General features: G+C 36.9%; 25 protein-coding genes. 12 read left to right on the plus strand and 13 right to left on the minus strand.

The annotated features are described in order from the left end of the window. The first annotated feature begins 206 nt into the window (after nucleotides 1-206). The 7 genes from kdsA to chrA all read left to right on the plus strand — a co-directional run bounded on the left by kdsA (nucleotide 207) and on the right by chrA (nucleotide 8,934). The gene (gene kdsA / locus DRF60_RS13890) at nucleotides 207-1,016 is read left to right on the plus strand and encodes a 3-deoxy-8-phosphooctulonate synthase (RefSeq protein WP_111960978.1); all 810 of its coding nucleotides are present in this window, start codon (nucleotides 207-209) and stop codon (nucleotides 1,014-1,016) included. Nucleotides 1,017-1,060: 44 nt separating this feature from the next. Continuing rightward, nucleotides 1,061-3,265, plus strand: a complete 2,205-nt coding sequence (locus DRF60_RS13895) for a TonB-dependent receptor plug domain-containing protein (RefSeq protein WP_116012622.1) — start codon at nucleotides 1,061-1,063, stop codon at nucleotides 3,263-3,265. A gap of 196 nt (nucleotides 3,266-3,461) precedes the next feature. Continuing rightward, nucleotides 3,462-3,842 carry an HYC_CC_PP family protein gene (locus DRF60_RS13900; RefSeq protein WP_238640213.1) on the plus strand — a complete coding sequence of 127 codons (381 nt, stop codon included), beginning with the start codon at nucleotides 3,462-3,464 and terminating at the stop codon, nucleotides 3,840-3,842. A gap of 114 nt (nucleotides 3,843-3,956) precedes the next feature. Continuing rightward, a complete protein-coding gene (locus tag DRF60_RS13905; RefSeq protein WP_116012623.1) occupies nucleotides 3,957-4,430 on the plus strand; it encodes a DUF3347 domain-containing protein in 474 nt (157 codons plus the stop codon). A gap of 89 nt (nucleotides 4,431-4,519) precedes the next feature. Then, the gene (locus DRF60_RS13910) at nucleotides 4,520-7,315 is read left to right on the plus strand and encodes a multicopper oxidase domain-containing protein (protein WP_185144593.1); all 2,796 of its coding nucleotides are present in this window, start codon (nucleotides 4,520-4,522) and stop codon (nucleotides 7,313-7,315) included. A 76-nt stretch (nucleotides 7,316-7,391) separates the two neighbouring features. Then, a complete protein-coding gene (locus DRF60_RS13915; protein WP_116012624.1) occupies nucleotides 7,392-7,823 on the plus strand; it encodes a DoxX family protein in 432 nt (143 codons plus the stop codon). Then, complete coding sequence (gene chrA, locus DRF60_RS13920; protein WP_116012625.1) at nucleotides 7,810-8,934, plus strand: chromate efflux transporter; 1,125 nt, start codon at nucleotides 7,810-7,812, stop codon at nucleotides 8,932-8,934. The genes DRF60_RS13915 and chrA overlap by 14 nt, the downstream gene beginning before the upstream one ends. A gap of 216 nt (nucleotides 8,935-9,150) precedes the next feature. Here the strand turns inward: chrA and DRF60_RS13925 are convergent, their stop codons facing one another. The 5 genes from DRF60_RS13925 to DRF60_RS13945 all read right to left on the minus strand — a co-directional run bounded on the left by DRF60_RS13925 (nucleotide 9,151) and on the right by DRF60_RS13945 (nucleotide 13,746). Next, nucleotides 9,151-10,269 carry an FAD-dependent monooxygenase gene (locus DRF60_RS13925; protein WP_116012626.1) on the minus strand — a complete coding sequence of 373 codons (1,119 nt, stop codon included), beginning with the start codon at nucleotides 10,267-10,269 and terminating at the stop codon, nucleotides 9,151-9,153. Between the two features lie 20 nt (nucleotides 10,270-10,289). Beyond that, the gene (locus tag DRF60_RS13930; protein WP_116012627.1) at nucleotides 10,290-10,787 is read right to left on the minus strand and encodes a GNAT family N-acetyltransferase; all 498 of its coding nucleotides are present in this window, start codon (nucleotides 10,785-10,787) and stop codon (nucleotides 10,290-10,292) included. 2 nt (nucleotides 10,788-10,789) lie between these two features. Beyond that, nucleotides 10,790-11,383: a hypothetical protein gene (locus tag DRF60_RS13935; RefSeq protein ID WP_116012628.1), complete on the minus strand. Its 594-nt coding sequence runs from the start codon at nucleotides 11,381-11,383 to the stop codon at nucleotides 10,790-10,792. 420 nt (nucleotides 11,384-11,803) lie between these two features. Beyond that, nucleotides 11,804-12,670, minus strand: a complete 867-nt coding sequence (locus tag DRF60_RS13940) for a sigma-70 family RNA polymerase sigma factor (RefSeq protein WP_002979276.1) — start codon at nucleotides 12,668-12,670, stop codon at nucleotides 11,804-11,806. 284 nt (nucleotides 12,671-12,954) lie between these two features. After that, complete coding sequence (locus tag DRF60_RS13945) at nucleotides 12,955-13,746, minus strand: S1/P1 nuclease (RefSeq protein WP_116012629.1); 792 nt, start codon at nucleotides 13,744-13,746, stop codon at nucleotides 12,955-12,957. 397 nt (nucleotides 13,747-14,143) lie between these two features. Between DRF60_RS13945 and DRF60_RS13950 the strand changes: the two genes are divergently transcribed. From DRF60_RS13950 to DRF60_RS13965, 4 genes are all read left to right on the plus strand, one after another. Then, entirely contained in the window at nucleotides 14,144-15,061 is a 918-nt protein-coding gene (locus tag DRF60_RS13950; RefSeq protein WP_238640214.1) for a type VI secretion system baseplate subunit TssG, read from the plus strand. Between the two features lie 54 nt (nucleotides 15,062-15,115). Continuing rightward, the gene (locus DRF60_RS13955; protein WP_116012631.1) at nucleotides 15,116-16,018 is read left to right on the plus strand and encodes a TssN family type VI secretion system protein; all 903 of its coding nucleotides are present in this window, start codon (nucleotides 15,116-15,118) and stop codon (nucleotides 16,016-16,018) included. 27 nt (nucleotides 16,019-16,045) lie between these two features. Continuing rightward, nucleotides 16,046-17,185 carry a hypothetical protein gene (locus DRF60_RS13960; RefSeq protein ID WP_116012632.1) on the plus strand — a complete coding sequence of 380 codons (1,140 nt, stop codon included), beginning with the start codon at nucleotides 16,046-16,048 and terminating at the stop codon, nucleotides 17,183-17,185. 136 nt (nucleotides 17,186-17,321) lie between these two features. Next, a complete protein-coding gene (locus DRF60_RS13965) occupies nucleotides 17,322-18,488 on the plus strand; it encodes an aminotransferase class V-fold PLP-dependent enzyme (protein ID WP_116012633.1) in 1,167 nt (388 codons plus the stop codon). 38 nt (nucleotides 18,489-18,526) lie between these two features. Here the strand turns inward: DRF60_RS13965 and DRF60_RS13970 are convergent, their stop codons facing one another. Next, on the minus strand, nucleotides 18,527-19,180 hold the full coding sequence (locus DRF60_RS13970) for a metal-dependent transcriptional regulator (RefSeq protein WP_111960992.1): 654 nt from the start codon (nucleotides 19,178-19,180) through the stop codon (nucleotides 18,527-18,529). Between the two features lie 85 nt (nucleotides 19,181-19,265). Here DRF60_RS13970 and DRF60_RS13975 point away from each other — a divergent pair, with 85 nt between their 5' ends. Then, nucleotides 19,266-20,297: a threonine aldolase family protein gene (locus tag DRF60_RS13975; RefSeq protein WP_116012634.1), complete on the plus strand. Its 1,032-nt coding sequence runs from the start codon at nucleotides 19,266-19,268 to the stop codon at nucleotides 20,295-20,297. A 62-nt stretch (nucleotides 20,298-20,359) separates the two neighbouring features. Here DRF60_RS13975 and DRF60_RS13980 read toward each other — a convergent pair whose 3' ends face one another. The 7 genes from DRF60_RS13980 to DRF60_RS14015 all read right to left on the minus strand — a co-directional run bounded on the left by DRF60_RS13980 (nucleotide 20,360) and on the right by DRF60_RS14015 (nucleotide 24,553). After that, nucleotides 20,360-20,860 (minus strand): hypothetical protein, encoded by a 501-nt coding sequence (locus tag DRF60_RS13980; RefSeq protein ID WP_116012635.1) that lies wholly within the window; start codon nucleotides 20,858-20,860, stop codon nucleotides 20,360-20,362. A gap of 260 nt (nucleotides 20,861-21,120) precedes the next feature. Further along, entirely contained in the window at nucleotides 21,121-21,678 is a 558-nt protein-coding gene (locus DRF60_RS13985; RefSeq protein WP_116012636.1) for a DUF4256 domain-containing protein, read from the minus strand. Nucleotides 21,679-21,716: 38 nt separating this feature from the next. Further along, nucleotides 21,717-22,127, minus strand: coding sequence for a DoxX family protein (locus DRF60_RS13990; RefSeq protein WP_116012637.1), 411 nt, complete (start codon nucleotides 22,125-22,127; stop codon nucleotides 21,717-21,719). 17 nt (nucleotides 22,128-22,144) lie between these two features. Beyond that, nucleotides 22,145-22,723: a YdeI/OmpD-associated family protein gene (locus DRF60_RS13995; RefSeq protein WP_116012638.1), complete on the minus strand. Its 579-nt coding sequence runs from the start codon at nucleotides 22,721-22,723 to the stop codon at nucleotides 22,145-22,147. 197 nt (nucleotides 22,724-22,920) lie between these two features. Next, nucleotides 22,921-23,379 (minus strand): SRPBCC family protein, encoded by a 459-nt coding sequence (locus DRF60_RS14000; protein WP_116012639.1) that lies wholly within the window; start codon nucleotides 23,377-23,379, stop codon nucleotides 22,921-22,923. Between the two features lie 115 nt (nucleotides 23,380-23,494). Next, complete coding sequence (locus tag DRF60_RS14005) at nucleotides 23,495-23,824, minus strand: ArsR/SmtB family transcription factor (protein WP_116012640.1); 330 nt, start codon at nucleotides 23,822-23,824, stop codon at nucleotides 23,495-23,497. A 333-nt stretch (nucleotides 23,825-24,157) separates the two neighbouring features. Continuing rightward, nucleotides 24,158-24,553 (minus strand): VOC family protein, encoded by a 396-nt coding sequence (locus DRF60_RS14015; RefSeq protein WP_116012642.1) that lies wholly within the window; start codon nucleotides 24,551-24,553, stop codon nucleotides 24,158-24,160. Nucleotides 24,554-25,852 lie beyond the last annotated feature (1,299 nt).

Genomic DNA, 25,852 nt, shown 5'->3' on the forward strand with positions numbered 1-25,852 from the left:
TGAAATCTGCGAGAAACAAAAATATTTAATTACTTACCTCTAATTTTAATAGATATCTTTTTACCCCTTCAAAATTTTTATATTCCCTAAACCCTAAACCCTAAACCCTAAACCCTAAACTCTGAATCTATAATCTTAAACTCAAATAATTTTCGATTCTGGAACTTTATAAGTATTTTTACTGAACTTTTTAATTGTACATAAAAATGATCCAGTATTTAGATAATATCCATCACAAAGATTCAAAAAACTTTTTCCTTATTGCCGGTCCTTGCATCATTGAAGGTGAAGATATGGCATTGAGAATAGCAGAAAAAGTAATCAGCTTAACGGATAAATATAATATCCCATATATTTTCAAAGGAAGTTTTAAAAAAGCAAACAGAAGCCGTGTAGATTCTTTTACAACCATCGGTGAAGAAAAATCCCTTGAAATTCTTAGAAAAGTAGGAGAGACCTTTAATATTCCTACTACAACAGATATTCACGAAAATGAACATGCTGCGCTGGCTGCACAATACGTTGATGTACTTCAGATTCCCGCATTTTTAGTGCGCCAGACTGATCTTTTGGTGGCTGCGGCAGAAACAGGGAAATGCGTAACCCTTAAAAAAGGACAGTTCCTTTCTCCGGAATCAATGAAATTTGCTGTTCAGAAGATTACAGATTCCAATAACCAGAAAGTGGCTATTATTGAAAGAGGAAATTCCTTCGGATATACGGACCTTATTGTCGATTATAGAGGTATACCTACCATGAGGCAATATGCGCCTGTTATTCTGGATGTTACCCATTCATTGCAGCAACCAAACCAGAGTTCCGGAGTTACGGGCGGAAGACCAGATCTTATAGAAACGGTAGCCAAAGCAGGAATTGCTGTAGGAGCAGACGGAATCTTTATTGAGACTCATCCTACGCCGGAAACCGCTTTGTCAGACGGAGCCAACATGTTAAGATTAGATTTATTAGAAGATTTGTTACAGAAATTAACAAGAATTAGAGAATCAATTTTGTAATTGTTAAAAAATCCCTATTTTTAGAAATTCTTAAAATATTTCTTTTGAAAAAACTAGTTTTACCACTAAGCCTTATGGTTCCCGTGCTGATTTTCTCTCAAAACAGAAAAAAAGATACTGCGGAAAGAGTAACCGATATTGAGGAAGTCGTTTTCCAGAAAAAAGTGATCGGGAAAACAAATGACATTACCAATGTAAAAATCTCCGCAAAAGATGCAAAAGGAATCGCTACCATAGGTGGAGGAATTGAAGGTCTTCTTAAAACATTACCTTCTGTAAACTCCAATACAGAGCTCTCTTCACAGTATATGGTACGTGGCGGAAACTATGATGAAAACCTTATCTATATTAACGATATTGAGATTTACAGACCTTTTCTGATCAGAAATTCACAACAGGAAGGGATGAGTATCATCAATCCTGATATGGTTTCGACGGTCAATTTCTCTGCCGGAGGATTTGAACCGAAATATGGAGATAAAATGTCTTCCGCACTGAATATTTACTACCGTGAGCCTGAAAAATTTGAACTTTCCGGAGAAGCAAGTTTAATAGGAGGAAGATTGACAGCAGGTCTGGCTTCAAAGAATAAAAAACTGACTGCTTTATTTTCAGGAAGATACAGAAATACCAATTTAGTTCTGAATACACTGAACGAGGATACGGATTTTAACCCTACCTATTGGGATTTCCAGTCTTATATCAACTATCATCTCAACGATAAATTCTCCATGTCGTTCATCGGGTACTATTCCAAGAACGATTATGAAATGGTTCCGAAAGCCAAGAGCGTCACTTTTGGAAGCCTTCAGCAGCCAATTACGGTAAACATTGGCTATGGCGGACGGGAACAGGATATGTATAAAAATATGATGGGAACTTTTTCCCTGAACTATAAGCCTTCGGATCAATGGAAATTTACATTGGACAGTTTTGCGTATCAGAACAGAGAAAAAGAATATTATTCTATTGCTTCAAGCTATGAGATCCAGACTTTTGATATTGTGACAGGAGCACCCAACCCCTCTTTTGATGGTGGCGGGCAGATAGAACATGCGAGGAATGACCTGTTTGTAAGAACTTACGGAACACAGTTCAGAGCAAAATTTTCTCCGAATATTAATACTGATATAGAAGTCGGATTTAAATATGAAAAAGAGAACCTGAATGACAATACCAACGAATGGAAGTTGGTAGACAACGCAGGATATAGTATTCCACGTCCTATTGATGATCCCCGGACAGGAGAATCAGGAGATCTGGAGCTGTTTTACCAGATTGCAGGGAAAAATAAAATAGAACCTTCAAGACTGTCTGCTTATGCGCAGTATTCCCAGAAATTTTACTGGGGCGCCAGCAAAGTATTCCTTAATGCCGGAGCCAGAGTTTCAAACTGGAGCTTCAATAAAGAAACGATCTTTTCACCGAGATTCCAGTTTGCGATAAAACCAGATTGGGATACGGATATGCTCTTCAAGCTTTCCGGAGGGATCTATTACCAGGCCCCTTTCTACAAAGAGATCAAAGATCTTGACGGAAATTTCAATTCCGATATAAAATCTCAGCGTTCCATACAGTTAATTCTTGCCAACGACTATGAGTTTTATATGTATGAGAGGCCTTTTAAGCTGACTACAGAAGCTTATTATAAGAAAATGGATGATCTGATTCCTTATTATATGGATAATGTAAGAATCCGTTATTCAGGAAAAAATAATGCTTCAGGATATGCCTATGGAATTGATACCAGATTATTCGGGGAATTTGTTCCAGGTGTAGATTCTTGGTTGTCTGCAAGTTATGCAAGGGTATATGAGAATATTGACGGAAAAGGGAATATTCCGCGACCTACCGATCAGAGATTCAGATTTGCGATGTTCTATCAGGATTATATGCCTAAATTCCCGTCCATGCGTGTCAATCTTACCCTGGTATATGCAATGGGACTTCCGAATGGGGCACCTGTTTTCACAGATCCTTATCAGTACCAAAAAACACTACCTGCTTACAAAAGGGTGGATTTAGGGCTTTCAAAAGTATTCATCGATTCCAAAGACAAAAAAAAGCGCTATGGTTTCTGGGGTAACTTTGAAGAATTAACTTTAGGAGTTCAGGTGTTTAATGCATTTAATATTAATAATACCGTGGCCAATCAATGGATCACAGATTACAATTCAAGTGTAATGTATCCGGTTCCGGTGCGTCTTACAGGACGTTTTTTCAATGTTAAGCTTGAATTCAAACTGTAAAAAAGAAGTTAGATTTTAGAAATTATAATTTGGCCAGCCAATAAAACAACCTGCTCAATCTGCAAAATCAGCGAGAGAATAAAATAAAAAAAGCTTCTGAACATTTCAGAAGCTTTTTCATTAAGCAGAATTTTATAACAAGTATACAGAATTTTATAACAGCAGTTTCAGGGATATTTTTACCTTTGTCTTATCAATGAAAAAGATTCTTGCCATACTATTTTCTGTTTTCTACTTTGGATTCTCTTCCGGAGCAGCTTTCAGCGTGCATTTCTGTATGGAGGAATTTGTTTCTGTAAGCCAGAAAACCTCAGATATTTGTGGCAAATGTGGTGTCAAAGAAAAAAAAGGATGCTGTAAGACTGAAATTAAAGTCGTAAAAGTAGATGATTCCCAGAAATCTGATCTGCTGATGATTAATTTTTTAGGTCAGATCGCTCCGGTTTTAACACAGCAACAGTTTTTCTTTGTTGACAAATCTTTTTCGGCTACAAAATTTACTCAGATAAGAATCAACGGACCGCCTGAATACAGGCCAGTTCCTATCTATATCAATCATTGTAATTTTAGAATTTAAGATCCGTCTGTTGTCTGGTGGATCAGATGATCACTCCTTCGAGAGCAACACGGCTCGACGCATGTAGCGTTTCAATTATTCTTTATTTAAAAATTAATTCTAAAATTTAAAACAATGAAAAAGTATATCATTACAGCAGCATTATCTTTATTCTCAATCACTTCACTTTCTGCACAGTCTAAAAAAGACGCCCGGGTTTCAAAACTGTATCAGAACTACATTGCCATTAAATCGGCCCTGGCTTCTGATGATGCAGATAAAACTTCAAAAGCCGCAGCAGAGTTTATCAAGACAGCTTCAACTGTAGACTACAAGGTGGTTTCAGAAGGCAATCTTAATATTTTGAGAAAAGATGCTACAGTGATTTCCGATGCCAGGAATATCACAGCTCAAAGAGAGACATTTTCCAATCTTTCTGAGAATATGATCGCTTTGACGAAAGAATTTAAGCTTTCAGAAAAACCGGTTTACGTACAATATTGCCCAATGGCTGATTCCAGCTGGTTAAGTGATGAAAAACAAATCGTTAATCCTTATTACGGAAAATCTATGCTTTCTTGCGGAAGTGTAAAGTCAGAAATTAAATAATTATTGTATTTTATTTTAAAACAATGAGTTGCATGGATTAAGTTATGATTAACTTTAATTTGTGCGACTTTTAAAAAGTTCGGAATAGTATGAAAAAACTAATCATATTTCTGGTGCTTTTGTTCTCTGTTTTTACCTTCGCACAAACAACGAAAATCTATTATACCTGTCCTATGCATCCTGAAGTTGTATCTTCCAAACCAGGAGACTGTCCGAAGTGCAAAATGACACTGGTAAAGAAAACCGTTGCGGTAAAACCGAAATCTGTACCACAGCCTGAGAAGAAAGCAGTACAAAAGCCTGCAGAAGTTAAGACCAATAAGGATAATACTAAAATTCAGACTAAGGCTAAGGTTAATGTAAAGCCAAAAGAAGTCAGAAAAGATAAACCTGAAACAAAATTTAATCCTCAGCCTAAAGCTTCTAAGTCTCAATCAAAATCTCAGCCTGCTGCTGTCTACACTTGTCCCATGCACCCTGAAGTCACTTCAGACAAACGGGGAAAGTGTCCAAAATGCGGAATGGAACTGGTAGAAAAAGAGAACCATCAGCATGCTGTTGTGGAAGAACCAAAAACAGATCAGTCTGTATTCAAAAGGAATTCTGAAAACGGAAAAGTGACATTTGGTGGGAAAACAGTGAGATATGATCTGTATGTAAAAGATACAATCGTGAACTTTACAGGAAAAAAACGAAGAGCGATTGCGATCAACGGAAAGTTGCAGGCTCCCACCTTATACTTCACGGAAGGAGATACAGCGGAGATTTATCTTCACAATATGCTTAAGGAAAATACAGGACTTCACTGGCACGGGGTAATCCTCCCCAATGAACATGATGGGGTTCCATACCTTACCACAAAACCTGTGAAACCTGGCGAAACTCATTTATATAAATTCAGAGTGTCTCAAAACGGAACGTATTGGTACCATTCCCATGAAGCGTTGCAGGAACAGATCGGAATGAATGGAATTCTGGTATTCAATAAAAGAGAAGGAGATCCGAAACCATCGTATAATGCTGAAATACCAGTATTATTAGGAGACTGGAGCGATGAAGACCCGATGCAGATCGCAAGAAGACTTCATATGGCCAATACAGACTGGTATGCGATCAAGAAAAATGCAGTACAGAGTTATTGGGAAGCTATTAAATCCGGAAATTTCGGAACAAAAGCTTTGAATGAATGGAAAAGGATGGAAGCTATGGATGTGAGTGATGTTTATTACGATAAATTTCTGATCAATGGGCTTCCAAGCTCTGATTATTCCAATCTGAAAGCAGGTGATAAAGTGAGATTAAGAGTTGCCAATGGCGGATCATCCACGTATTTCTGGCTGAATTACGGAGGCGGAAAAATAAAAGTAGTCGGGAATGATGGGAATGATGTGGTTCCGGTAGAAGTTGACCGTCTCATCATTGGAGTTTCGGAAACTTATGACATTGAGGTAACCATTCCTGAAAACAAAAGTTTTGAATTCCGTTCTACATCAGAAGACAGGGTAGGACATGCTTCACTCTGGCTGGGTTCCGGTGAGAAAGTGGAAGCACCCAATCTTCCGAGACTGTTGCTTTTTGAAGGAATGAAAATGATGAACGGAATGATGGAAATGAGTGGGAATATGAAGCCAATGAATATGACAATGAGCAACCAGATGATGGATATGAATGAAGTGATGTATCCTGAACTGCCTGAAAGCCAAAGGAAAATGACGATGAAGCATATGAATGAAATGATGGGCGTTAAGACCAAGGAAGCAGATCATTCGAAGGCGACTTCAGGAGCCTCAGCCGCCGGGCACGAAAGTCATTCAGGAATGGATATGAAGGAAAACAAAACAATCAAAAGACTTTCATATAACCTCCTGAAATCTCCTGAAAAGACTGTTCTTCCGGACGAGAATGTAAGAGCGCTGAAGTTTACGTTAGAAGGAAATATGAACCATTATCTGTGGACTTTAGACAATAAAACGGTTACGGAAACAGATAAGATTCTGGTTAAAAAAGGTGAAGTCCTGAGAATTACGATGTACAATAATTCGATGATGCGCCACCCGATGCACCTTCATGGCCATGATTTCAGACTGATCAATTCAAAAGGAGAATATTCCCCGCTGAAAAATGTAGTGGATATCATGCCAATGGAAACCACTACCATTGAATTTGTCGCTAATCAGGATGGCGACTGGTTTTTCCACTGCCATATTTTATATCATATGATGGCCGGAATGGGAAGAATATTCAGTTACGAAAATTCAAAACCCAATCCACAGCTGCCTGACAAAAAACTGGCCTGGAAAAACTTCCTGAAGGATAACAGGATGGTCAGCTCAATGGCAATGCTGGATATTGCGAGCAATAAAGTACATGCGGAAACGATGACGATGTTCGGACCGAGATGGGCTAACCTGAACGAATTTCATTCCAACTGGGATTTTGATCATTTTGAAGGAAATGTGAAAGTCGGAAGATTCCTTGGGAAATTCCAGTGGGCGCTTCCATATGCCGGTTTCCGAATTCAGAAAAATCATGAGATCATGGAAAGACAGATGGCCGAAGATATGGGAATGGAATTCCATGGTAAGAAAACCTGGTTCGGACAGCAGAAAGCTTCAAAAGACAAATATGCTTTCATGGTTGGGTTACAGTATCTTTTACCCATGCTGATTACAGCAGATGCAAGTGTAGACCATAACGGAAAAGTATTGCTGGAACTAAGCCGGGAAGATATTCCGATATCCAGAAGGATAAGAGGAAATTTCAGCCTCAATTCTGATGGAGAATTTTCAACCGGGCTGAGATATATCGTCCGGAAATGGTTCTCTTTTTCAGGAAATTATGATAATGAAATGGGCTGGGGAGCTGGAATTACCCTGACTTATTAGATAAAAGGAACTCAATTTGGGTTCCTTTTTTATTTTTATATTCAAAATATAATATATTTTTGTATAAAATGTAATCATGATCAACAGGATTATTCAGACAAAACCTCTTCCGTTATTCATTTTTCGTTTAACGGCAGGATTAATTTTCCTGTCAGAAGGATTACAGAAATTTATTAATCCCGAAAGTGTAGGTGCAGGAAGATTTGCAAAAATAGGTTTCCAAAACCCTGAGTTTTGGGCATCAATGGTAGGTTCGGTGGAAATTGTATGTGGAATTTTACTTATTTTAGGTTTTATTTCCAGATTGGCTGCTATTCCTTTATTAATTATTATGATCGTAGCTTTTATTACAACAAAAATCCCAACTTTTCTGGACAAGGGCTTTTGGGTTTTTGCCCATGAATACAGAACAGATTTTGCAATGACGATGCTTCTGGTCTTTTTACTGTATTTTGGAAGTGGTAATTTTTCAATAGATAAAAATCTGATATGCCGTGAACAGAAATAATGAACTAAAGGCACTTGTCCGTGTTTTTACTACTTTGGGAGTTACTGCATTTGGTGGTCCGGCCGCCCATATAGCCATGATGCAACAGGAAGTTGTTGCTAAACGAAAATGGATGAGTGAAGAGCATTTTCTGGATCTTATGGGGGCTACAAATCTTATTCCTGGGCCTAACAGTACCGAAATGGCAATGCATATAGGACAGGACAGAGCGGGATGGAGAGGTTTGATTGTAGCAGGATTATGCTTTATATTTCCGGCAGTAATGATAACATTATTTTTTGCATGGCTGTATAAAGAATATGGACAGCTTCCTGAGGTTCAGCCATTTATTTATGGAATTAAACCTGCTATTATTTCAATTATTCTGATAGCCGTTTTACCGCTGGCAAAAAAATCATTAAAAAATATACAGCTTGGGGTCATTGGTGGAGCAGTACTGGTATTGGCTTTAATGGGTGTCAATGAAATATTGTTGTTATTTGGTGCCGGATTATTAGCTATGGCTCTATCATTGCTTTCAAGCAGGAAAACGATCAGTTCTTTTTTACCTCTGGGTATATTACAGGTTTCAGATTTCAATTTATTTTCAGCGGCCAATGTAAGTCTGTTTCTGACATTTCTTAAAATAGGGTCTATTTTATATGGAAGCGGGTATGTATTATTTGCCTTTTTGGATGCCGAACTGGTAGAAAAAGGGTTGTTGACAAGGCAGCAACTCATAGACGCAATTGCCGTGGGACAGTTTACGCCGGGGCCTGTATTTTCTTCAGTTGCATTTATTGGGTATCAGATCAACGGCTGGCTGGGAGCGGCAGTTTCTACGATAGGCATTTTTTTACCGTCATTTATATTTGTAGCATTATTAAATCCTATTGTAAAAGTGATGCGGAATTCAAGTCTCTTTTCTAAATTTTTGGATGCTGTAAATATAGCATCAGTAGCGATAATTGTTTCCGTTTGCTATGTGATGGCAAAAGAAAGCATCAGCGACTGGCGGGCAGTTCTTATAGCAGTGATATGTCTGTTACTAAGTTTCAGCTTTAAAAAGATCAATAGTGTATGGATTGTTTTATTGGGATCGTCTCTGGGATATGTATTGAATCTGGTTTAATTAAATTTTTTCAATTCCTCCAACAATAATTAATATTACCTGATGATCCTTGACAAGGATATTCCTTAAGGCTTACCTTAGAGACTTCACAGATAATGTGTATCAGCTACAATTGATCTGGCAGTTTGGTCATAACAAGTTCTTCAATATTGTTATGACTTTAGAAGTAAAGTTTTTTCCTCTAGGGGTTTCAAATCATTTTCTTTTTCCTTTGCGTTACATTTCCAGCCGGATAATTTTTTCTGCCAGTTTTTGATTGGTGCTATCCGGTATCAGCCGCATAAAGAAATTACGTAAACTATTTCCCTTTTCCCACTGCGAAATCCTTCCGATCTTCCAGCTGGTATTAACGATATAATCTACCTTTTTCTTTCTTATCTTTTGAAATTCTTCAAAAACAGCATTGAAGTTCTTGCCGTTTTCCAGTAATCTTCCGATGATATAGGCATCTTCAATAGCCTGGCAGGCTCCTTGTCCCATATTCGGGGTGGTTGCATGGGCAGCATCTCCGATCAGGCACAGATTTTCAGAATACCATGATGGAATAGGAGAAAGGTCTGTAATATCATTGAGAATGATGTTCTCCTCTGAAGTTGCTTCAATAATATTTGGAATAAGAGGATGAAATTCTTTAAAATTTTCATGCAGACCGAAATAACGTTTATGCTTATTGTCATTGATCAAAGCATACCAGTATACTTTTTTCTCTGAAATCTTCACAAAACCGAAGCGCTTTCCTTTTCCCCACAATTCAATAGCTTCCTGATCAAACTGTTCCGGTAAATCAAATGTTACCAGTCCACGCCAGCATTTCTGTCCGGCATTTCGGATAGTTCCGGTATTCAGAATCTGATTTCGGATCCTGGATTTTATACCGTCTGCTCCAAAAATGATTTCACTTTCTGCCTGGATTCCATTTTTAAAATGTAAGGAATAATTGTCTTTCTTTTCAATCTTACTTAAAGAGTGATTGAGCTGAATATGTTCATATCCGACATTTTCAGCCAGTATTTTCTGTAGTTCAGCTCTGTGAATGGCTACATTGCAGGAACTGTATTTTTTTTCCAGCGCAGGAATACTGGTTTTTGTGATAGGTTTTAAAGATTCATCGGTTATGGAAATTCCATGAATCTTATTTCCCGCATGTTCTATTTTTTCTTTTAAACCTAGTCTGTCAAAGATCTGCATGGCATTAACGGCCATCATGATTCCGGCTCCCACAGGTTTTATTTCCGGAGCAGCTTCGAAGATGGTAAAATCATATGAATGTTGTTTCAGGATATTTCCCAAAGCCAGTCCGCCGATTCCGGCTCCTATGATTGAAATGGTGTTCATCAGAATTAGGATTTTATTTTTTAAAGATTTAAAATATAGTTCTCAGATACTTTTTTAAATCCGTATTTATTGAAAAAATGATGGGCTCCAGTATTGCCAATCCCACTTTCCAGCATCAAAAAGCTGATATTCCAGTTTTTGGACTCTTCCACAGCCTTTTCCAACAATATACTTCCGAGTGACTGACCTCTGAGTGACTGATCTAAAAGCATATCTTCTAGTACTGCATAATTTTTGAATCCGCGAATAATATTAAAAATCAGCATTCCTATGATTTTTCCTTCCTCATTTTCAGCAATCAGGATATTTATTTTTGACGCATCATCAGCATCAAAACCTGAATTAAGCTGATGGGTTAATATTGCTTTAAGATCCGGATTCCAATGATTAGAATCTAAAGCTCTCCCTGAAATAATTTCTCCGTGAGAGATATAGGAATCTGTTTTATGGGTAATAAAGAAGTCAACCAGTTCTTCCGTTCGCGTAGTATCCGTAAGCCATGTTGTGGTGTAATTCATTTTTATTTTAAGTTTTTCAGTTCGTTCAGCAACTGATTCTGTTTGTTGATGAAACTTTCCAGACTGTCCGTTTTCAGAGGATGTGCCTTCTGGTATTTTTCAATTTCCGGAAGTGTTTTCCTGATTTTGAAGGCAGTGTACAGATTACTGACGTTATCGTTGTTTGTATTGACTTTGGCGATCAATTCTTTTACTTTACTGATCTTAAGATCATATTGGTCGGAACTTATTTTAATCTCTTTCTCCAGCTGTTGTTTCAGAAGAGAATCTTTAATGAAAGTAGTTTGGTTATGAGCATCAAGATAGAAAGACTCGGATTTTTGAAGGGTTTCAGCATAATCGGCCAGAACTTTTCTGCTTTCTTCATTTATTTCTGTAATTCTGTCATCCAGCGCTTTCAGGTTTTTGTCATTTTTGATCAGTTCATAATAAATCTGATCAACCATATCTCCTTTACGGTAGCTCTTTAATGAACCGGAAACAGATGATTCTGCATTGTCAACTGCATTTTCTACAGCCGGGGCATTTCTGGGTTTATTTTCTTTACAGGAAATTGTTAATATGGCTAAGGCGGAAGCGAAAAGTATTTTTTTCATACGGTTTTAGATTGGTTTTATCTCTTATTAGTTGAAAGTACTTTAATGATTGTTACAATATTTTACAATTGAAGGTAAATGAAGGATTAGAAAATATCTGAAAGCCATTGTATTCTTATCGCAAAAGCAAACATGGAAGATTTTTCTGGGATGTACAGTAAGAAAAACAAAGGCATTTCATTCAGTAAAATAATACAAAAATACTTCCCTTTGCTTACCAATAAGTGAAACGGCTTTGTTTACCTTAAAAAATCAAATCAATTCCTTATAAAGCTTTGTTTATCATTGCGTTTAATTGCTAATCCTGAATTCAGTTATTTAGTATATTTTAGAGCAAAGCAGCACCAGCATTTAAAAAATAATAGACATAAAAAAACGGAGCCTGAAAACAGACTCCGCTACTTGTTTTTACGCTAAAAATTATTTACCTAAGTAAGATTTAAGGATCTTGCTTCTGGTATTATGTTTTAGTCTCTTAATTGCTTTTTCTTTAATCTGACGTACTCTCTCTCTTGTAAGATCGAAAGTTTCACCGATTTCTTCTAAAGTCATCGGGTGTTTCCCGTTCAGTCCGAAGTACAATCTTACTAAGTCAGCCTCTCTTGGCGTCAGAGTATTCAATGCTCTTTCGATCTCAATCTGAAGAGATTCAAGCATCAGATCTTTGTCCGGGCTTGGAGATTCTCCTGAACGCAATACATCATAAAGATTAGAATCTTCACCTTCTACTAAAGGTGCATCCATGGACAGGTGTCTTCCGGAGTTTTTCATAGATTCTTTAATATCTTCCTCGCTCATGTCAAGAACTTCAGCCAGTTCTTCCGGAGAAGGTGGTCTTTCATTTTCCTGTTCAAGGTGAGCGTATGCCTTATTAATTTTGTTGATGGAGCCGATTTTATTCAACGGAAGCCTTACAATTCTTGACTGTTCAGCCAGAGCCTGTAAAATTGACTGACGAATCCACCATACCGCATAAGAGATAAATTTGAAACCTCTAGTTTCATCGTACCTTTTTGCTGCTTTCATCAGTCCTAGGTTACCTTCATTAATCAAATCGGGTAAAGAAAGACCTTGATTTTGGTATTGCTTAGATACAGAAACTACGAAACGAAGGTTGGCTTTGATTAATTTCTCCAGTGCTGCTCTGTCGCCTGCACGTATTCTTTGTGCCAATTCTACTTCTTCGTCCGCAGTGATCAGTTCCACTTTACCAATCTCCTGCAAATACTTGTCTAATGAAGCAGTTTCCCTGTTGGTTACCTGCTTAGTGATTTTTAATTGTCTCATCTATTTTTATCCTCAAAAAAGAGTTACTATATATTATACGTATGAAGTGATAAAAAGGTTACACCAGTTTTAATTATTTTTTAAATATAGTAATGGAAGGTCAGGATTGAAGGTAAAGAACCAAGAACCATGAATCAAGATGAGAGATCTCAGATATCAGACGGGGTATAAAGATTGAATGGTAGTTTTTTAAATCTTAGCCTTAGTCTGAATCTTAGGCTTAATAAAAAACCGAAACCGAAGTCCCGCTTATATTATTTGATTAAGATTTTAGATTTCAACTGCTAAAACAAATCATTCAACAGTTTTGCCAGTCTCAGTCCACCGTAAAGAAGCTGTCTTTCAAGTGTTTCATTGAACTTATATTGATAATCGTACGATAATTTTGAATCGTTTGGAGTTTGTGCGTAGATTTTGTTCGCTATTTTATGAGAATCATACAGCCAGTCTTCTACAGTTCCGGCCTGGATTTGCTTTACTTCATCTTCAGATTTGATGTCTAAAAGTCTGGCATATTCCGTATAGCTGTATTTTTGTGAATCTACCAGTTTTCCGTCCCATACAGAGTGAAGATTGGTCTTGTCTCCGAAATAAGTTACATTGATTTTGTTTCCTCCAAGATCCTCGGCTCTTCCTACGTGAAGAGGCTGGGAAAGGTCTCCCATAATATGAATAAGGAAGATAAGGGCAATTTTTCTGTCTTTTTCAGAAGTTTTTTCGTCTTTGATCTGGCTGGATAAAGTGTTTATCTGCGTATAAAGGCTTGGACCCGCCTGCATTTTCAGGTTTTGGCCAAAAGCTTTAAAATCTGCCTGAGGATCAATATTTACGTAATGCCATGATGAAGCCTGTTTCCACGCCCCTGTAGTATCAGATTTGATAAAATCCGGCCAGTTTGCCCAATAGGCAAGACGTTCCTTACCCATTATTTTTTTTATTTCTCTTCTTGCTTTGCCCGACAGATGGTTTTCTGCAATTTCTGCAATGACGCGGTGCCCTGTAAGCCCCCATGCATAGGAATAAAGCGAAGATGAAATGAATGCTAAAATCAAAATTTTAGAATAAATACTTTTCATTATAAATAACATTTTACAAGCTGCAAAGATACGTTCCGGTTTCTGAACCTGTATCAATTATCATCATTTTTCTTATTTCAAAAATGTTAATAAAAATTAATCTAAATAAAGAAATACAGAATAAAATTCTAAACAGTATTTAAAATGCTGATAAAACAGGCGTAAAAGTCTGCATATCAGCTGATAAATTTAATTTTAGACTTTGAATCACAAGTATCTGTGGACCGTTATTACCGTATTTTTACGGAATTTGTCATGGAATATTCCTTTTAATGTCAATAAATTAGTATTTTTAAGATAAAATTATAGCCAAATTATTTTTTCAAACTTATGAGATATATTATCTTTACAAGTCATAATCACAGGAAACACTATGTATGAGAATAATATTGTAGACATGTATTACAATAAACTGCAGACTGATTTCAAAGCTGAAGCCGTGGCGGTAAATCTTTTGAAATATCAGCGTGCGGTAAGCAATATATTTATAGAGCGAATAGGGATCAATGACCGGGCTTACCTCAAGGATATCAAAAGTATTTCAAGCAGCTATTTGGGATTTGATGAGGAAGTATTCACCATAGAAACTTATAGAGAGGGTATTTATGACTATCTTCCGGAAGGGCTGTTTCATCCGCCGTCTTTGGGAGCCTCCAGAAAGAATGTGGATACTGTGGTGCGTGAGATCCGTAAGCAGAAAAAAGTAGAGGAGGATGCCAGGAAGTTCTTCCGTCCTTTCGAGCTTGAAGTTTTTTTTACGGAAATCAGTTCCCTGCTTAAGGAATCTGAATTTGATATTTCAAGCAGTACGGATACTCTTTTAGATACGGTAAGTGAACTCTGGCCTCTTATAAAAATGCTTGATAAACAGAATGCCTATATTTTTATCTATATTTTACCCTTTTTTCATCAGATAAGAGGAGATAAGAAATGGTTTGAAAGATGTATGACAGCTTTTCTTCAGGTTCCGGTGGAAGTTACTTTTACCCCGAATATTATTGACAGGATAGAAAGAAATGACGATTCCATGCTGTTAGGGAATTCCAAACTTGGGGTTACCTATATTCCCAGCGGGAGACATATGGACGGACAACGGAACTGGGTAGTGAATATAGGTCCGATCCCTTATACGGAAATGAAAAAGTATATTTCCGGAAGCCCGTTCAGAAATATCCTGCAGGCTTTATATGATTATTTTCTTCCGGTTACGGTAGACGTGGAAGAAAATTTTATTACCGAGAAAGAAGAATATTCATTCAGCCTTGAAGATGATGAAAGAAATGCCAGCCGTCTCGGATACTCTACATTTCTCTAAAATAATTTATTATATTTACAACTACCAACAAAGTATAAATTTGAAAAGAAACTAATGGAAATTTCTTCAGTAAAAGGTATTTTTTTAAGGTATATTCTAATGCCTTTAATCGCGGTGATTTTGATGATCATTCTGGGTATTATCAGGAGGAACAAACCTGCGATCAAAATTAAAGTAATTATTATATATGTTCTTCTGTGCAGTTTATGTCTGGCACTGCCGGGGATTTTCGGTTTTGCAGGAAACCTTTTTAATCCTTACTGGTACCTTATTGCACAGGTTATTTATCTTATTTTTGGTATTATTCATGTTAATTTATTGCATAAATATTTCAGAAAGCATATTGACTCTGTAGCAATGAGTATTTTGTTTGAATCTATACTTTCATTAACGTGTATTGCTTTTGGAGGATATTTATTTACACTCATCTTTAACTGGATAAGCAAAGGTGCAGGCTATGCCGTAATGGCTGCTACAAGTATGCTGATTTTTGCTGTTCCTATGGTATTTTATTATTGCTATGTTCAGTTTATAAGCATTCCTTTTGATATCTATAAAACATGGAGATATTCTCCTGACCAGAAGCTTCCGGACTTTGAAGGAGCTGATTTTGACAGGTTAATGGTATTGAACGTTGAGTTGAGCAAAAATCTTGAAGATTCAAACAGATTCAGGATCAAAGCCAAAACACTGCCAACCGGAGTCACTTTCGGAGACTGGTTCTATAGGGTGGTAGACGATTACAATCATAAGAATCCAAATTCCATCATTCACCTTTCAGATATAGAAAAAGAGCCTTACTACTGGATTTTTTACACCAAAAAATCGTTTTTCAGCTTTAGAAAATATATTGATTTCGACCAGGATATCTCCACGAACAGCATTTCGGAAAATGAAGTGGTGATCTGCAAAAGAGTCATTCAGCATGAGGAAGAAGGAATATTGAAAAAATCATAATCACAGAAAATTTAAAAAGTATTAACTATGATACAGCCTATTAAGCATTTTGCGATCAATTGGGTAGACGGGATGAAAGTTTCCCAGAGACACCTTAATGATCAGGATAATTTTTTAATTGACACGATAAGAGATTCCAGCTCGCTGGGAATCAACACATATAATTATGGGCTTTTGCCTATTTCTAATGAATTTACGGACAAAACGATATTTGATGTTCACAATACTGCTACCAATGACGTGCAGCTTGTTATCAAAAGATGCAGCGCCGTTACCATGGCAGGTTACCGTATCGATTTGAGCGACAGGAGAGTAAGCGTAAAGTCACTGGCGAAATCTATGAGCGAGGAGCAGGCAGACGGTGATTATTATATTCTTATTTCTGTGAATCCTTTTGATAAGGTACCTTTTGGGGATATTGACCCGGAGGAAATTCCGCCCCGCCATCCAAACGCACAGCCCAATCATCACATTGAACTTCTTCCGGTTACTTCATTGAACAGCAGCTATTCCGGTGGAAACTATCTTATTATCGGAAAAGTAGATTTAAAAGCAAATATTGCACAGGTAGATTCTAATTTTATTCCGCCGTGTACCTCTATTCAGAGCCATCCTGCTTTGATAGATTACTACAGCAGTTATGCCAAATCAATAGGAAATCTGCAGCAGTACGCCTTTAAGATCATTCAGAAAGCGTCTCACAAAAACCAAAATACGGCATTGGCACAGAACGTTAAATTTTTGTGTACCACTATGGTGAATACGTTTGGAGATATGTATTTCCAGTTCAGAAACATTATTCCGTGGCAGCCACCAGTATTTTTGATCGAGGCATTTGCAAAACTAGCCCTTCATCTTTACAATTCAACCCAGCTTCTGGTCCCTGCGGAACTGGAAGAAATGCTGAACTACAGCTTAGAGTGGAGCGAAATTGCTCCGCATACTTTACTGAACCAGCTTTCTATTGTAGCAGAGACCAATTATGACCACCATAATTGCGGAGAACCATTATTGTATATTCAGCAGATGCTACGCAGCCTGGAAATTATTTTCTCTAAATTAAGCGAGCTTGACTATATCGGTCAGAGAAAAGAAAACATCATTGTTAATGAACAGGAAGTTTCTTCAAATACGAACCCAAAAAGAGGCTGGAGTGTTTTAGATTAATAAAAATGATTAGAATACAAATCCCGGACTGAAATTTTCGGGATTTTTTATGCTTAAAATATTGAAGGGTGTAAAACATAATTGACAAGTTTGTTGCTTCACTCAGATCATAATCAATTCCAAAATAAAATAGAATATGGATCTAAATACCATAAGAAAAGACACGGCTGGCTGTGCAGATAAAATATTTTTAAACAGTGCGGGAGGATCATTGATGACGGAAATTGTAGTTAAAACAATGACTGATTATATTTTTTTGGAGCAGCAGCATGGCGCTTATGCTGCTGCGGACAAGAGTGCGGACAGACTCAGCTTGTTTTATACAGAAGCAGCCAGGCTCATCAATACCCGGCCTGATAATATTGCTTTTACGGTCAGTTCTACCGATGCTTACGCCAAAGCTTTGTCCAGCATTGAATTCAAAGACGGAGATTATATTATCACAACCAATGACGATTATATCTCGAATCAAATGGCTTTCTTTTCACTACAGAAAAAACGTGGAGTTAAGCTGATCAGGGTGAAAAATCTTTCCGACCATGAGCTGGATCTGGAAGACCTTGAAAATCTAATCAGAAAGTATAATCCGAAACTCGTTGCGGTCACCCATATTCCGACCAATTCCGGATTGGTCCAGAATGTGGAAGGAGTAGGTAAGATCTGTCGCCAGTATGATGTTCTATATCTTATTGATGCCTGCCAGTCCGTTGGCCAGCTGGTTATAGACGTTGAAAAAATAGGATGTGATTTCCTGACTGCCACAGGAAGGAAATTCATGCGGGGACCTAGAGGAACAGGATTTTTATATGTTTCGGACAGGATTTTAGAAAAGAATATGGCTCCGGTATTTTTGGACATGGCAGGTGCAGAATGGACAAAATTCGATGATTATAAACTGCTTAAAACTGCAAAAAGATTTGAACACTGGGAAACTTCCATCAGTTCGCTTTTAGGATTTACAGAAGCTTTAAAATATGCAAATGGAATTGGTCTGGAGAATATCGAAAACTATAATAGAAAACTGGCGGAAAGTTTAAGGGCCGGGCTTCATAATAAGGGGTTCAAAATATTGGATCAGGGCAACAGCTTATGCAGTATTGTTACTTTCTGTGCCCCAGATGATAATATTGAAAATATTTATAAAATATTGAAAGAGAACAATGTGTATTTTTCAGTAAGTAATAAAAGCAATGCACTCATTGATTTTACATTGAAAAACCTGGATAGGGCTATTCGTCTGTCGCCGCATTACTTTAATACTGCTGATGAAATTGAAAGTGTGGTAAAAATGTTGGAATATTAGGACCTGGTGGCTGAGGATCCCAAAGCCACCATCGTATCCTATTTCTTCACCAGTATTATTTCTGTAGCTTTTCTGCTGAGTATTTCTTTAGAATTTCCAATTTCTATGGTCATTGATTTATCAAAATCCTCAATTTTAACGATCTTGATCTTAGTGTTCAGAAGCAGTTTTCTTTCATTTAAATAGCTTAAAAAACCATCATCTGAAAGGGTAACCGAAGCAAATATTACCGTTTCTCCAACTTTGCAAGCACTCAGTTTTTGCAGATCCTGTGCAATAATATTTCCGTCTTTATCAGGAATAGGCTCTCCGTGAGGATCAAATTTAGGATGATCCAGGATTTCGTCCATTTTATCGAAAAAGATTTGTGAATGGACATGTTCCAGCTGTTCTGCGATCTCGTGAACATTTTCCCAGCCGAAATTCATCTTTTTTACCAGGAACATTTCGGTAAGCCTGTGTTTGCGGACCACAAGTGCAGCTTCACGTTTTCCGTTTTCTGTCACTAGCAGGGGCTTGTACGTTTCATAGACAACCCATTTTTTGTCGGCAAACTTCTTCATCATGTTATTGACGCTCGGCATTTTTACGTTTAGAAACTTGCTGAGCTCATTGATTGTCACTTTCCCTTCATTGTCAACTAGATGAAACAAAGCCTTCAGATAATTTTCTTCTGTTAATGTTGTTCTCAAAATGTTAGATGATTTTCAATACAAATCTAACAAAATATTATGTAAAACCGGGTCTTGTTATTTTAACTTTTTTTAATTTTACTCTATGAAATTTTCTTTTAAAAATGATTATTCCGAGGGATGTCACCCGAATATTCTACAGGTACTTTTACAATCTAACTTTGAACAACAGGCCGGATATGGCGAAGATGAATATTCTCTGCAGGCAAAAAAACTGATCAAAGAAAAAATTAATAATCCGGATTCAGAGGTTTATCTGGTTTCCGGTGGAACACAGGCTAACCTGATTGTGATTTCTTCGGTTCTTAGGCCATATCAATGTGTAATATCTGCGGCACCGGGCCATATTCTGAATAATGAAACAGGAGCTATTGAAGCCACGGGCCATAAGGTTTTAAGCATTGAAACAGCAGACGGAAAACTTAAGCCTTCAGACATTGTTCCGGTTCTGGAAAGCCACAGCAATATTCCGCATCAGGTTATGCCAAAATTGGTGTATATATCAAATTCTACAGAACTGGGAACGATTTATATGGCTGAAGAGCTGGAAAAGCTTTCGGATTTTTGCCGGCGAAACGGACTGTATTTGTTTATGGATGGTGCCAGACTTGGCCATGGACTTACTTCTGAGATCAGTGATCTTACGCTGGAAAGGGTAGCAGAACTGACGGATATTTTTTACCTGGGAGGAACAAAGAACGGAGCATTGATAGGAGAGGCCATTGTTATTAATAACCAGGTTTTACAGCCGGATTTTGCATTCAATATCAAGCAGAAAGGAGCGTTGTTGGCTAAAGGGCGTCTTCTTGGCATCCAGTTTATGGAACTGATGAAAGATGATCTGTATTTTGATCTGGCAAGACATGCCAACCAGCAGGCGATGAAGATTAAAAATGCCCTTAAGGAAAGGGGAGTAGAGTTCCTTGCTGATACTTATACGAATCAAATATTTCCTGTTATCAGTAATGATCTTATTAAAATCCTGTCAGAACATTTTGAATTTTTTGTCTGGAAAAAAATGGACGAAAATTCTTCTGCCATACGCCTTATTACTTCCTGGAATACAGGTGATGAAGCGGTAGAACGTTTTATAGAGATCATTAAAAAAGAACTTTAATAAAATTATAAGAAAAGGTGGCTTCGAGATTTTCGGCCACCTTTTTCAATAATAGTATAGTATTATTTTAAAGCTTTTGAAACTACTTTGCAGTCTGCGGCTTCCAGTTTTTGTCCGTCTTTATAACTGATTTTTCTCTCGTCAGCATACTTAGACTGTCCGTCTTCTTCTTTATGATCCCCAATTCCTTCTGTTAAAGTATTTTCTTTATGAATAAAGAAAATATCTCTTTTACTTTTTGTTCCTTCAGACTGAAATTCATAGGTTAGCTTCAGAGTATCTCCTGATTTAAAGCCGGTTACATCTCCTTTGGAACTGTCTTTTTCATGGTTTTTATAAGCTAATTTTCCGGTGATGGTCCCCAGATTATCATCAATAGAAGCAAAAACACTGTCTTTTCCTGTAACTCCGATATAGCAGAATGATTTTGGTCCGAGTGTATCTATCACAGGCTCAGTGACAGCTACTGTATCAGTTTCAGTTTTTGGAGCTGGTGTTTCTGTTTTTTTATTACAATTCATCAAAAAAACCGATACTGAACCCAGTAAGATTAATTTTTTCATACCTAATGTTGTTATATTAAATTCAAATTTCAATGTACTAAATTAGTAATAGTATTTAGATATGAAAGAAAATTAATTATAAATATAAGTGTTTTATCTGTTATTGATTAAAAATTTAAACCATTAAGGAAGAAAGTCATTCTGATTCTTTAAGGCTTTGCCGGAACTTTCTTAATACTCTAATATCTTATTGTAGCTTAATGGTTCAAAAATAAAAGCTTAAACACTTTTTGGATTATAGACTGGTAATCCTAATAATATTAAACTTTTAATGCTCCTCTAAAACCTCTTGCAGCATAATAAGAATCTGCTCCGTTGTGATACATGAAAACCATATTGTATCTCCGATCGCAGAAAATGGCACCACCCAGTTCCCTGATATTTGCCGGCGTTTTTACCCAGCTGGAAGTTTTCAGATCAAACTTTCCGAGTTCCTGTAGTTGTCTGTACTGCTCTTCTGTTAATAATTCAATGCCCATTTCAGAGGCTTTATCAATAACATTGCTTTCGGGTTTGTTGGCTTTACGGGCTTCCCAGGCTTGGTAATCGTAGCAGAGACTTCTGCGTTTCGGGCTTTCCGGAGAGCAGTCGAAAAAGATATATTCATCTGTTTTTTTGTCGTAAGCTACTACATCGGGTTCTCCTTCCGTTTCTTCCATTTCGTTCAGTGACCATAGTTTTTCGGGGGCTGCTTCCAGTTTCGGCTGGATCTTTTCCCAGTCCAGGCCTTTATGACGGTTCATATTTTTTTCAAAACGGGTTTGCAATACCTTTAAAAGCTCTGCGCCCTGTTCAGCTGTTAGTTTTTTGTTACTCATATCAGTTTTTGTAAATGTTTGATTTTAAAAAATAGTTTTTACTGGTCATTTAGATTAACCATTTCGATTTTCCTGTCTGAAGGTCTGAAATACCATGAAATAATAACTAAAATCAGCAATAAAAGAGCCGGAAAAGTTCTTCCGAAAGTATCTCCCACAATGATATGGGAAATAAGCGCTCCGGACATTACAAAGGAAAATCCGGCATAGGCCCATTCTTTAAGCAGTGGACGTTTGGGGATCAGTACAGCAATAACGCCCAGGAGTTTCCACACTCCGATAATGGTCATCAGATAAGCGGGATAGCCGAGATTGGTAAAATTTTTGAGCTCATCCTCATTTTTCATAAGCTGGACAATGGCTGTAGATACCATTCCCAATGCCATCCAGATCGTAAAGATCCAGTAGATAATCCTGTTCCTTTTTTGAGATTTGTTCTGTGTTTCCATAAAATAGTTTTTTAATGTTAATCGTTTAATCCTATTCCGTTCATTATTTGTGGGATACATTTTTCAATGCGGGCTTCACGGGTTTTGGACTGTTTGGCAGAGGAAAAGTGGAGCAGGTAGGCTCTTTGTCTTCCCGGAGTCAATGCTTTGAATGCTTCCTGTAATGTAGGGTTCTGATCCAGTTTATTCTGAAACTCTTCAGCCATTTCAAACTCTTTTGTTTTCTTCATTTCCACTTTAGCGCCTGACTCTTCAATTTCCACTGCTTCAAACATGTAGCTGCGGAGAACCTGTTCCAAATCATTGATCTGTGCTGCATCAGTAAAACGGATCTGTCTTGCAGCCTGTACGTTTTTAGACTGCTGGATCAAAATATGATTGGGGTCTTTCATCAAAGAACCTTTAAAGAAAAGCAGTGCACAGTATTCTTTAAAACCATGGATCAGGAAAATATTTTTCCCTTTGTAGGTATAGCAGGGACAGCCCCACTTTAAATCTTCTACAAGCTCGGTGCCGAGAGCAATGGTTCTTAATTTCTCAAATTCTTCCTGCCATTGTCCGGCATTTTCGAAGAAAAAATTAACTTTTGTATTCATGTGTTTTGAGTTTGAGGTTTTCTTATGTGAGAGGGTTCGATAGTATTGGAGTGGGAGAGTAATAGAGCTCAAGGTTTAATGTTCAGGGTTGTTATCCTTTCACTAATAATTGACGATTCTTGCAAAGCAAAATTCACTATTGCCATTGATGTTCACAATTCAAACTTTGTTGTCCTTGTCTTTTCTCCCTTCGCCTATTACTTAAACAATTCCTGCAAACGGTTGTGGGCCATATTAATACCCTGTGCAAAAGGCATTTTCAGATGCTGATCTCTGAAGTCTACAGATTTATAAATGGTTTGGATCGTAATTTTGCTGGTGGTATCCGTTAATTTTTCAAATGTCAAAAACTCAATCTGAGCCGGGAATGGTGTATTTTCCATCTGAAAAGTCCTTATAATTTTCTCATTTTGAACAATGTCATGAATGGTTCCGCTGGCGCTAAAAACTACATCGCCCTGTGGATTTGACGTTTCGAAACGGTAGCTTCCGTGTTGCTTATTCTCAAATTTGGTTACTTTGGTTCCCATCCATTGCTCGAAAAGTTCAGCTTCCGTATACGCTTTGAAAAGCAGCTCTACAGGAAGATCAAATTCCCTGATAATGAATATTTCCTGCTTGCCGTCTTCGGCTTGAATTTTTGTTTTTAATTCCATGATTTTGAGTGTTTGGATTAAAGAGTTTAAGGGTTTGAAGGTATTAGAGTGGGAGAGCTTTGTTAAGTTGAAGGTTTGAGTGTTTCTAGAGTATAAAATGATTACTCACTGCCTATTACTTATTGTTCATGTTTTGGAAGACTTTCATCACAGTTTCCAGCTTATTGAATTTTTCGTCCCACATCTGGCGGAAAGGTTCTATAAAATCGGCTATTTCTTTCATTTTATTGGGATTAAGGTGATAGATAATTTCACGACCGTTCTGTTCAGATCTCAGCAGTTCGCATTCGGTAAGGATCTGAAGGTGTTTGGAAACGGTAGGTCTGGCGGTATCGAAATTGGAAGCAATAGCACCGGCGGTCATAGACTGTGCTGCTACCAGCATCAGGATCGATCTTCTGGTAGGGTCTGCTATAGCCTGGAATACATCTCTTCTTAAATTCATTGTGTAGTTATTTAACTACAAATTTAAATGAAGTTATTTGACTACGCAAATTTTTTGTGGGAAAATTTTGATAATTGGTATTTGTCTATATGTTTAAGGCTTATTTAGGCTGTACTGATATTATTTCCTCCGCATTAAGTCCAGGTTTAATGAAGAGTTCAGGAGTATTTTCTTCTGGAATATCTTACATCATTAGTTCTGGAAAGGGAAAGTGTATTATGAATAATCTCACCGAACTTAATTTCTCGCAGATTTTGAGGATTAAACAGATTAATAAGGATAGAAAACTGCAATATCTACCATATCTGCGAGAAATATTAACTTATTGTATCGTTACATATGAAAAACATTAAACTTATGCCCATCAGGATCTGCGAAGACAAAACCATAATAATGGTCTCCGAAGCTTTCAGGTTCCGAAACAATGGTGCCGCCGGCTTTCACCACTTCTTCAGCCCATTGATCTGTCTGCTCTCTGCTTTCTGCAGAAAGAGTGAATATAATTTCATTGGGGCTCTGAGAGTCACCAAATTTTACATTTTTTAGATTGGCTTCCAGTATTTCTTTTAAGAAAAAATGAATGATCAACTCATTTTCCCCGAAAAAAAAGCTGACCAGCTCATTGGAAGAATTAGGATTATTAGGCCTGAATCCGAGTTCTGTATAGAACTTTTGGGTGCGCTCAAGGTTGGTTACTCCAAGATTGGCCCAGATCATTTTAGGTTTCATATTCTTTTATTTTTTGGTTAGAATAAAGGTATTGATTTTTGGAGTAGCTGAAATTGCCATGGGACAAGATTTTGTATTTATAATTCAATTTAACATAATATATTGATGAAAATAAGTCAACCATTAAATACAGTGAGCGGAATGTTTATAAAGGAAATTCTATGATTCAGGGCAAATACAAAGGCAAAGGCCGTGAGTGCTAAAAAACCTTTGTTGGGCTGACACAGCATCAGTTTCAATGATCATCTGGTATGGACAGGAAAAATTTGTGGAGGACTGCTATGATCATGAATTGCAGTAAGTATTTTTTCTAAGATGGATTTTATGCCGTATAGCCATGCGCAATAAATCAGAAATAATTTAACCGGTTTATAGAAGAAAACAAAATCTAACAGTTTACGAGACACGAAGTTACTTTGACAAGATTAAAATGAAGAAAGCCTGGAAAAGTTTTGAACAGGTTTATGATAAAGAAGAGTTCTTCAGAGTTCGTCAGAATCCGTTAGAGAATATATGGCAGGAAAATTTTGAAAATAACGGAATCTGAAGAGGTTATACTTCTGCCTCATTGAAATATTATTTGTCCTATAATTTATATTATGTTAAATTGAATATATATTTCTTTTAGTGGACCATTCAATAATCTTCCAATTTTGGAAATTATCTGTTACAGTTTATAGAATTAATTTTATTCTTTTTAATTTGTATTGCACAATCGATTGAATATGTTATTTATTTATTAATAATTGAAGAATATTATCAGTATTACTATAAATTTACGTTTATAATATTTATATTTGTCTGACGCTATAAATAACTACTGTACAACACCATGAAAATGAAAACTATTTATTACAATTCCCTTTTTCGGGTTAAGATAAATACCCGTAAGTTACTGTTGATTCTGCCGCAAATCGCACCCATGTTAAGTTATTCATTGTTGGCAGTCTTTTACCACAAAAGCCTTTCTTTTAATAAAATTTGAATCTGATTGTGTAAAATTAATGACACAATAAGACAAACAATGACTGAGGAGAACCCCTTCTCTCCTATAATAGTGTTTTGTATTACCTAATTAAAAATCTCATGCACAATAAATAATCATTGTAATAATACCTGAAATGCAGAAATGAGAATATATAGATTCTAATAACACAAAATGAAACTATAAATATGCATAATCCCTCCTATTGTATGTTAACGAAAATCCTTTTTTGGGCCAAAGTCTGCATTTCCAGGTTTTTACTGACAAAATTATTTGGTAAGATGAAGCTAAGAATAGTTTGCCCGCAATCCTAC

Source organism: Chryseobacterium elymi (assembly GCF_003385495.1).
GTDB lineage: Bacteria > Bacteroidota > Bacteroidia > Flavobacteriales > Weeksellaceae > Chryseobacterium > Chryseobacterium elymi.

Excerpts from the sequence above, each read along its gene's own strand:
- DRF60_RS13985 (WP_116012636.1), bottom strand. The coding sequence starts at position 21,678 with ATGAGTAACAAAAAACTAACAGCTGAACAGGGCGCAGAGCTTTTAAAG.
- DRF60_RS13960 (WP_116012632.1), top strand. The coding sequence starts at position 16,046 with ATGATACAGCCTATTAAGCATTTTGCGATCAATTGGGTAGACGGGATG.
- DRF60_RS13980 (WP_116012635.1), bottom strand. The coding sequence starts at position 20,860 with ATGAAAAAATTAATCTTACTGGGTTCAGTATCGGTTTTTTTGATGAAT.
- DRF60_RS13995 (WP_116012638.1), bottom strand. The coding sequence starts at position 22,723 with ATGAATACAAAAGTTAATTTTTTCTTCGAAAATGCCGGACAATGGCAG.
- DRF60_RS14015 (WP_116012642.1), bottom strand. The coding sequence starts at position 24,553 with ATGAAACCTAAAATGATCTGGGCCAATCTTGGAGTAACCAACCTTGAG.
- DRF60_RS13990 (WP_116012637.1), bottom strand. The coding sequence starts at position 22,127 with ATGGAAACACAGAACAAATCTCAAAAAAGGAACAGGATTATCTACTGG.
- DRF60_RS13930 (WP_116012627.1), bottom strand. The coding sequence starts at position 10,787 with ATGAATTACACCACAACATGGCTTACGGATACTACGCGAACGGAAGAA.
- DRF60_RS13975 (WP_116012634.1), top strand. The coding sequence starts at position 19,266 with ATGAAATTTTCTTTTAAAAATGATTATTCCGAGGGATGTCACCCGAAT.
- DRF60_RS13905 (WP_116012623.1), top strand. The coding sequence starts at position 3,957 with ATGAAAAAGTATATCATTACAGCAGCATTATCTTTATTCTCAATCACT.
- kdsA (WP_111960978.1), top strand. The coding sequence starts at position 207 with ATGATCCAGTATTTAGATAATATCCATCACAAAGATTCAAAAAACTTT.
- DRF60_RS13900 (WP_238640213.1), top strand. The coding sequence starts at position 3,462 with ATGAAAAAGATTCTTGCCATACTATTTTCTGTTTTCTACTTTGGATTC.
- DRF60_RS13935 (WP_116012628.1), bottom strand. The coding sequence starts at position 11,383 with ATGAAAAAAATACTTTTCGCTTCCGCCTTAGCCATATTAACAATTTCC.
- DRF60_RS14005 (WP_116012640.1), bottom strand. The coding sequence starts at position 23,824 with ATGAATTTAAGAAGAGATGTATTCCAGGCTATAGCAGACCCTACCAGA.
- DRF60_RS13915 (WP_116012624.1), top strand. The coding sequence starts at position 7,392 with ATGATCAACAGGATTATTCAGACAAAACCTCTTCCGTTATTCATTTTT.
- DRF60_RS13940 (WP_002979276.1), bottom strand. The coding sequence starts at position 12,670 with ATGAGACAATTAAAAATCACTAAGCAGGTAACCAACAGGGAAACTGCT.
- DRF60_RS13945 (WP_116012629.1), bottom strand. The coding sequence starts at position 13,746 with ATGAAAAGTATTTATTCTAAAATTTTGATTTTAGCATTCATTTCATCT.
- DRF60_RS14000 (WP_116012639.1), bottom strand. The coding sequence starts at position 23,379 with ATGGAATTAAAAACAAAAATTCAAGCCGAAGACGGCAAGCAGGAAATA.
- DRF60_RS13965 (WP_116012633.1), top strand. The coding sequence starts at position 17,322 with ATGGATCTAAATACCATAAGAAAAGACACGGCTGGCTGTGCAGATAAA.
- DRF60_RS13925 (WP_116012626.1), bottom strand. The coding sequence starts at position 10,269 with ATGAACACCATTTCAATCATAGGAGCCGGAATCGGCGGACTGGCTTTG.
- DRF60_RS13955 (WP_116012631.1), top strand. The coding sequence starts at position 15,116 with ATGGAAATTTCTTCAGTAAAAGGTATTTTTTTAAGGTATATTCTAATG.
- DRF60_RS13950 (WP_238640214.1), top strand. The coding sequence starts at position 14,144 with ATGTATTACAATAAACTGCAGACTGATTTCAAAGCTGAAGCCGTGGCG.
- DRF60_RS13910 (WP_185144593.1), top strand. The coding sequence starts at position 4,520 with ATGAAAAAACTAATCATATTTCTGGTGCTTTTGTTCTCTGTTTTTACC.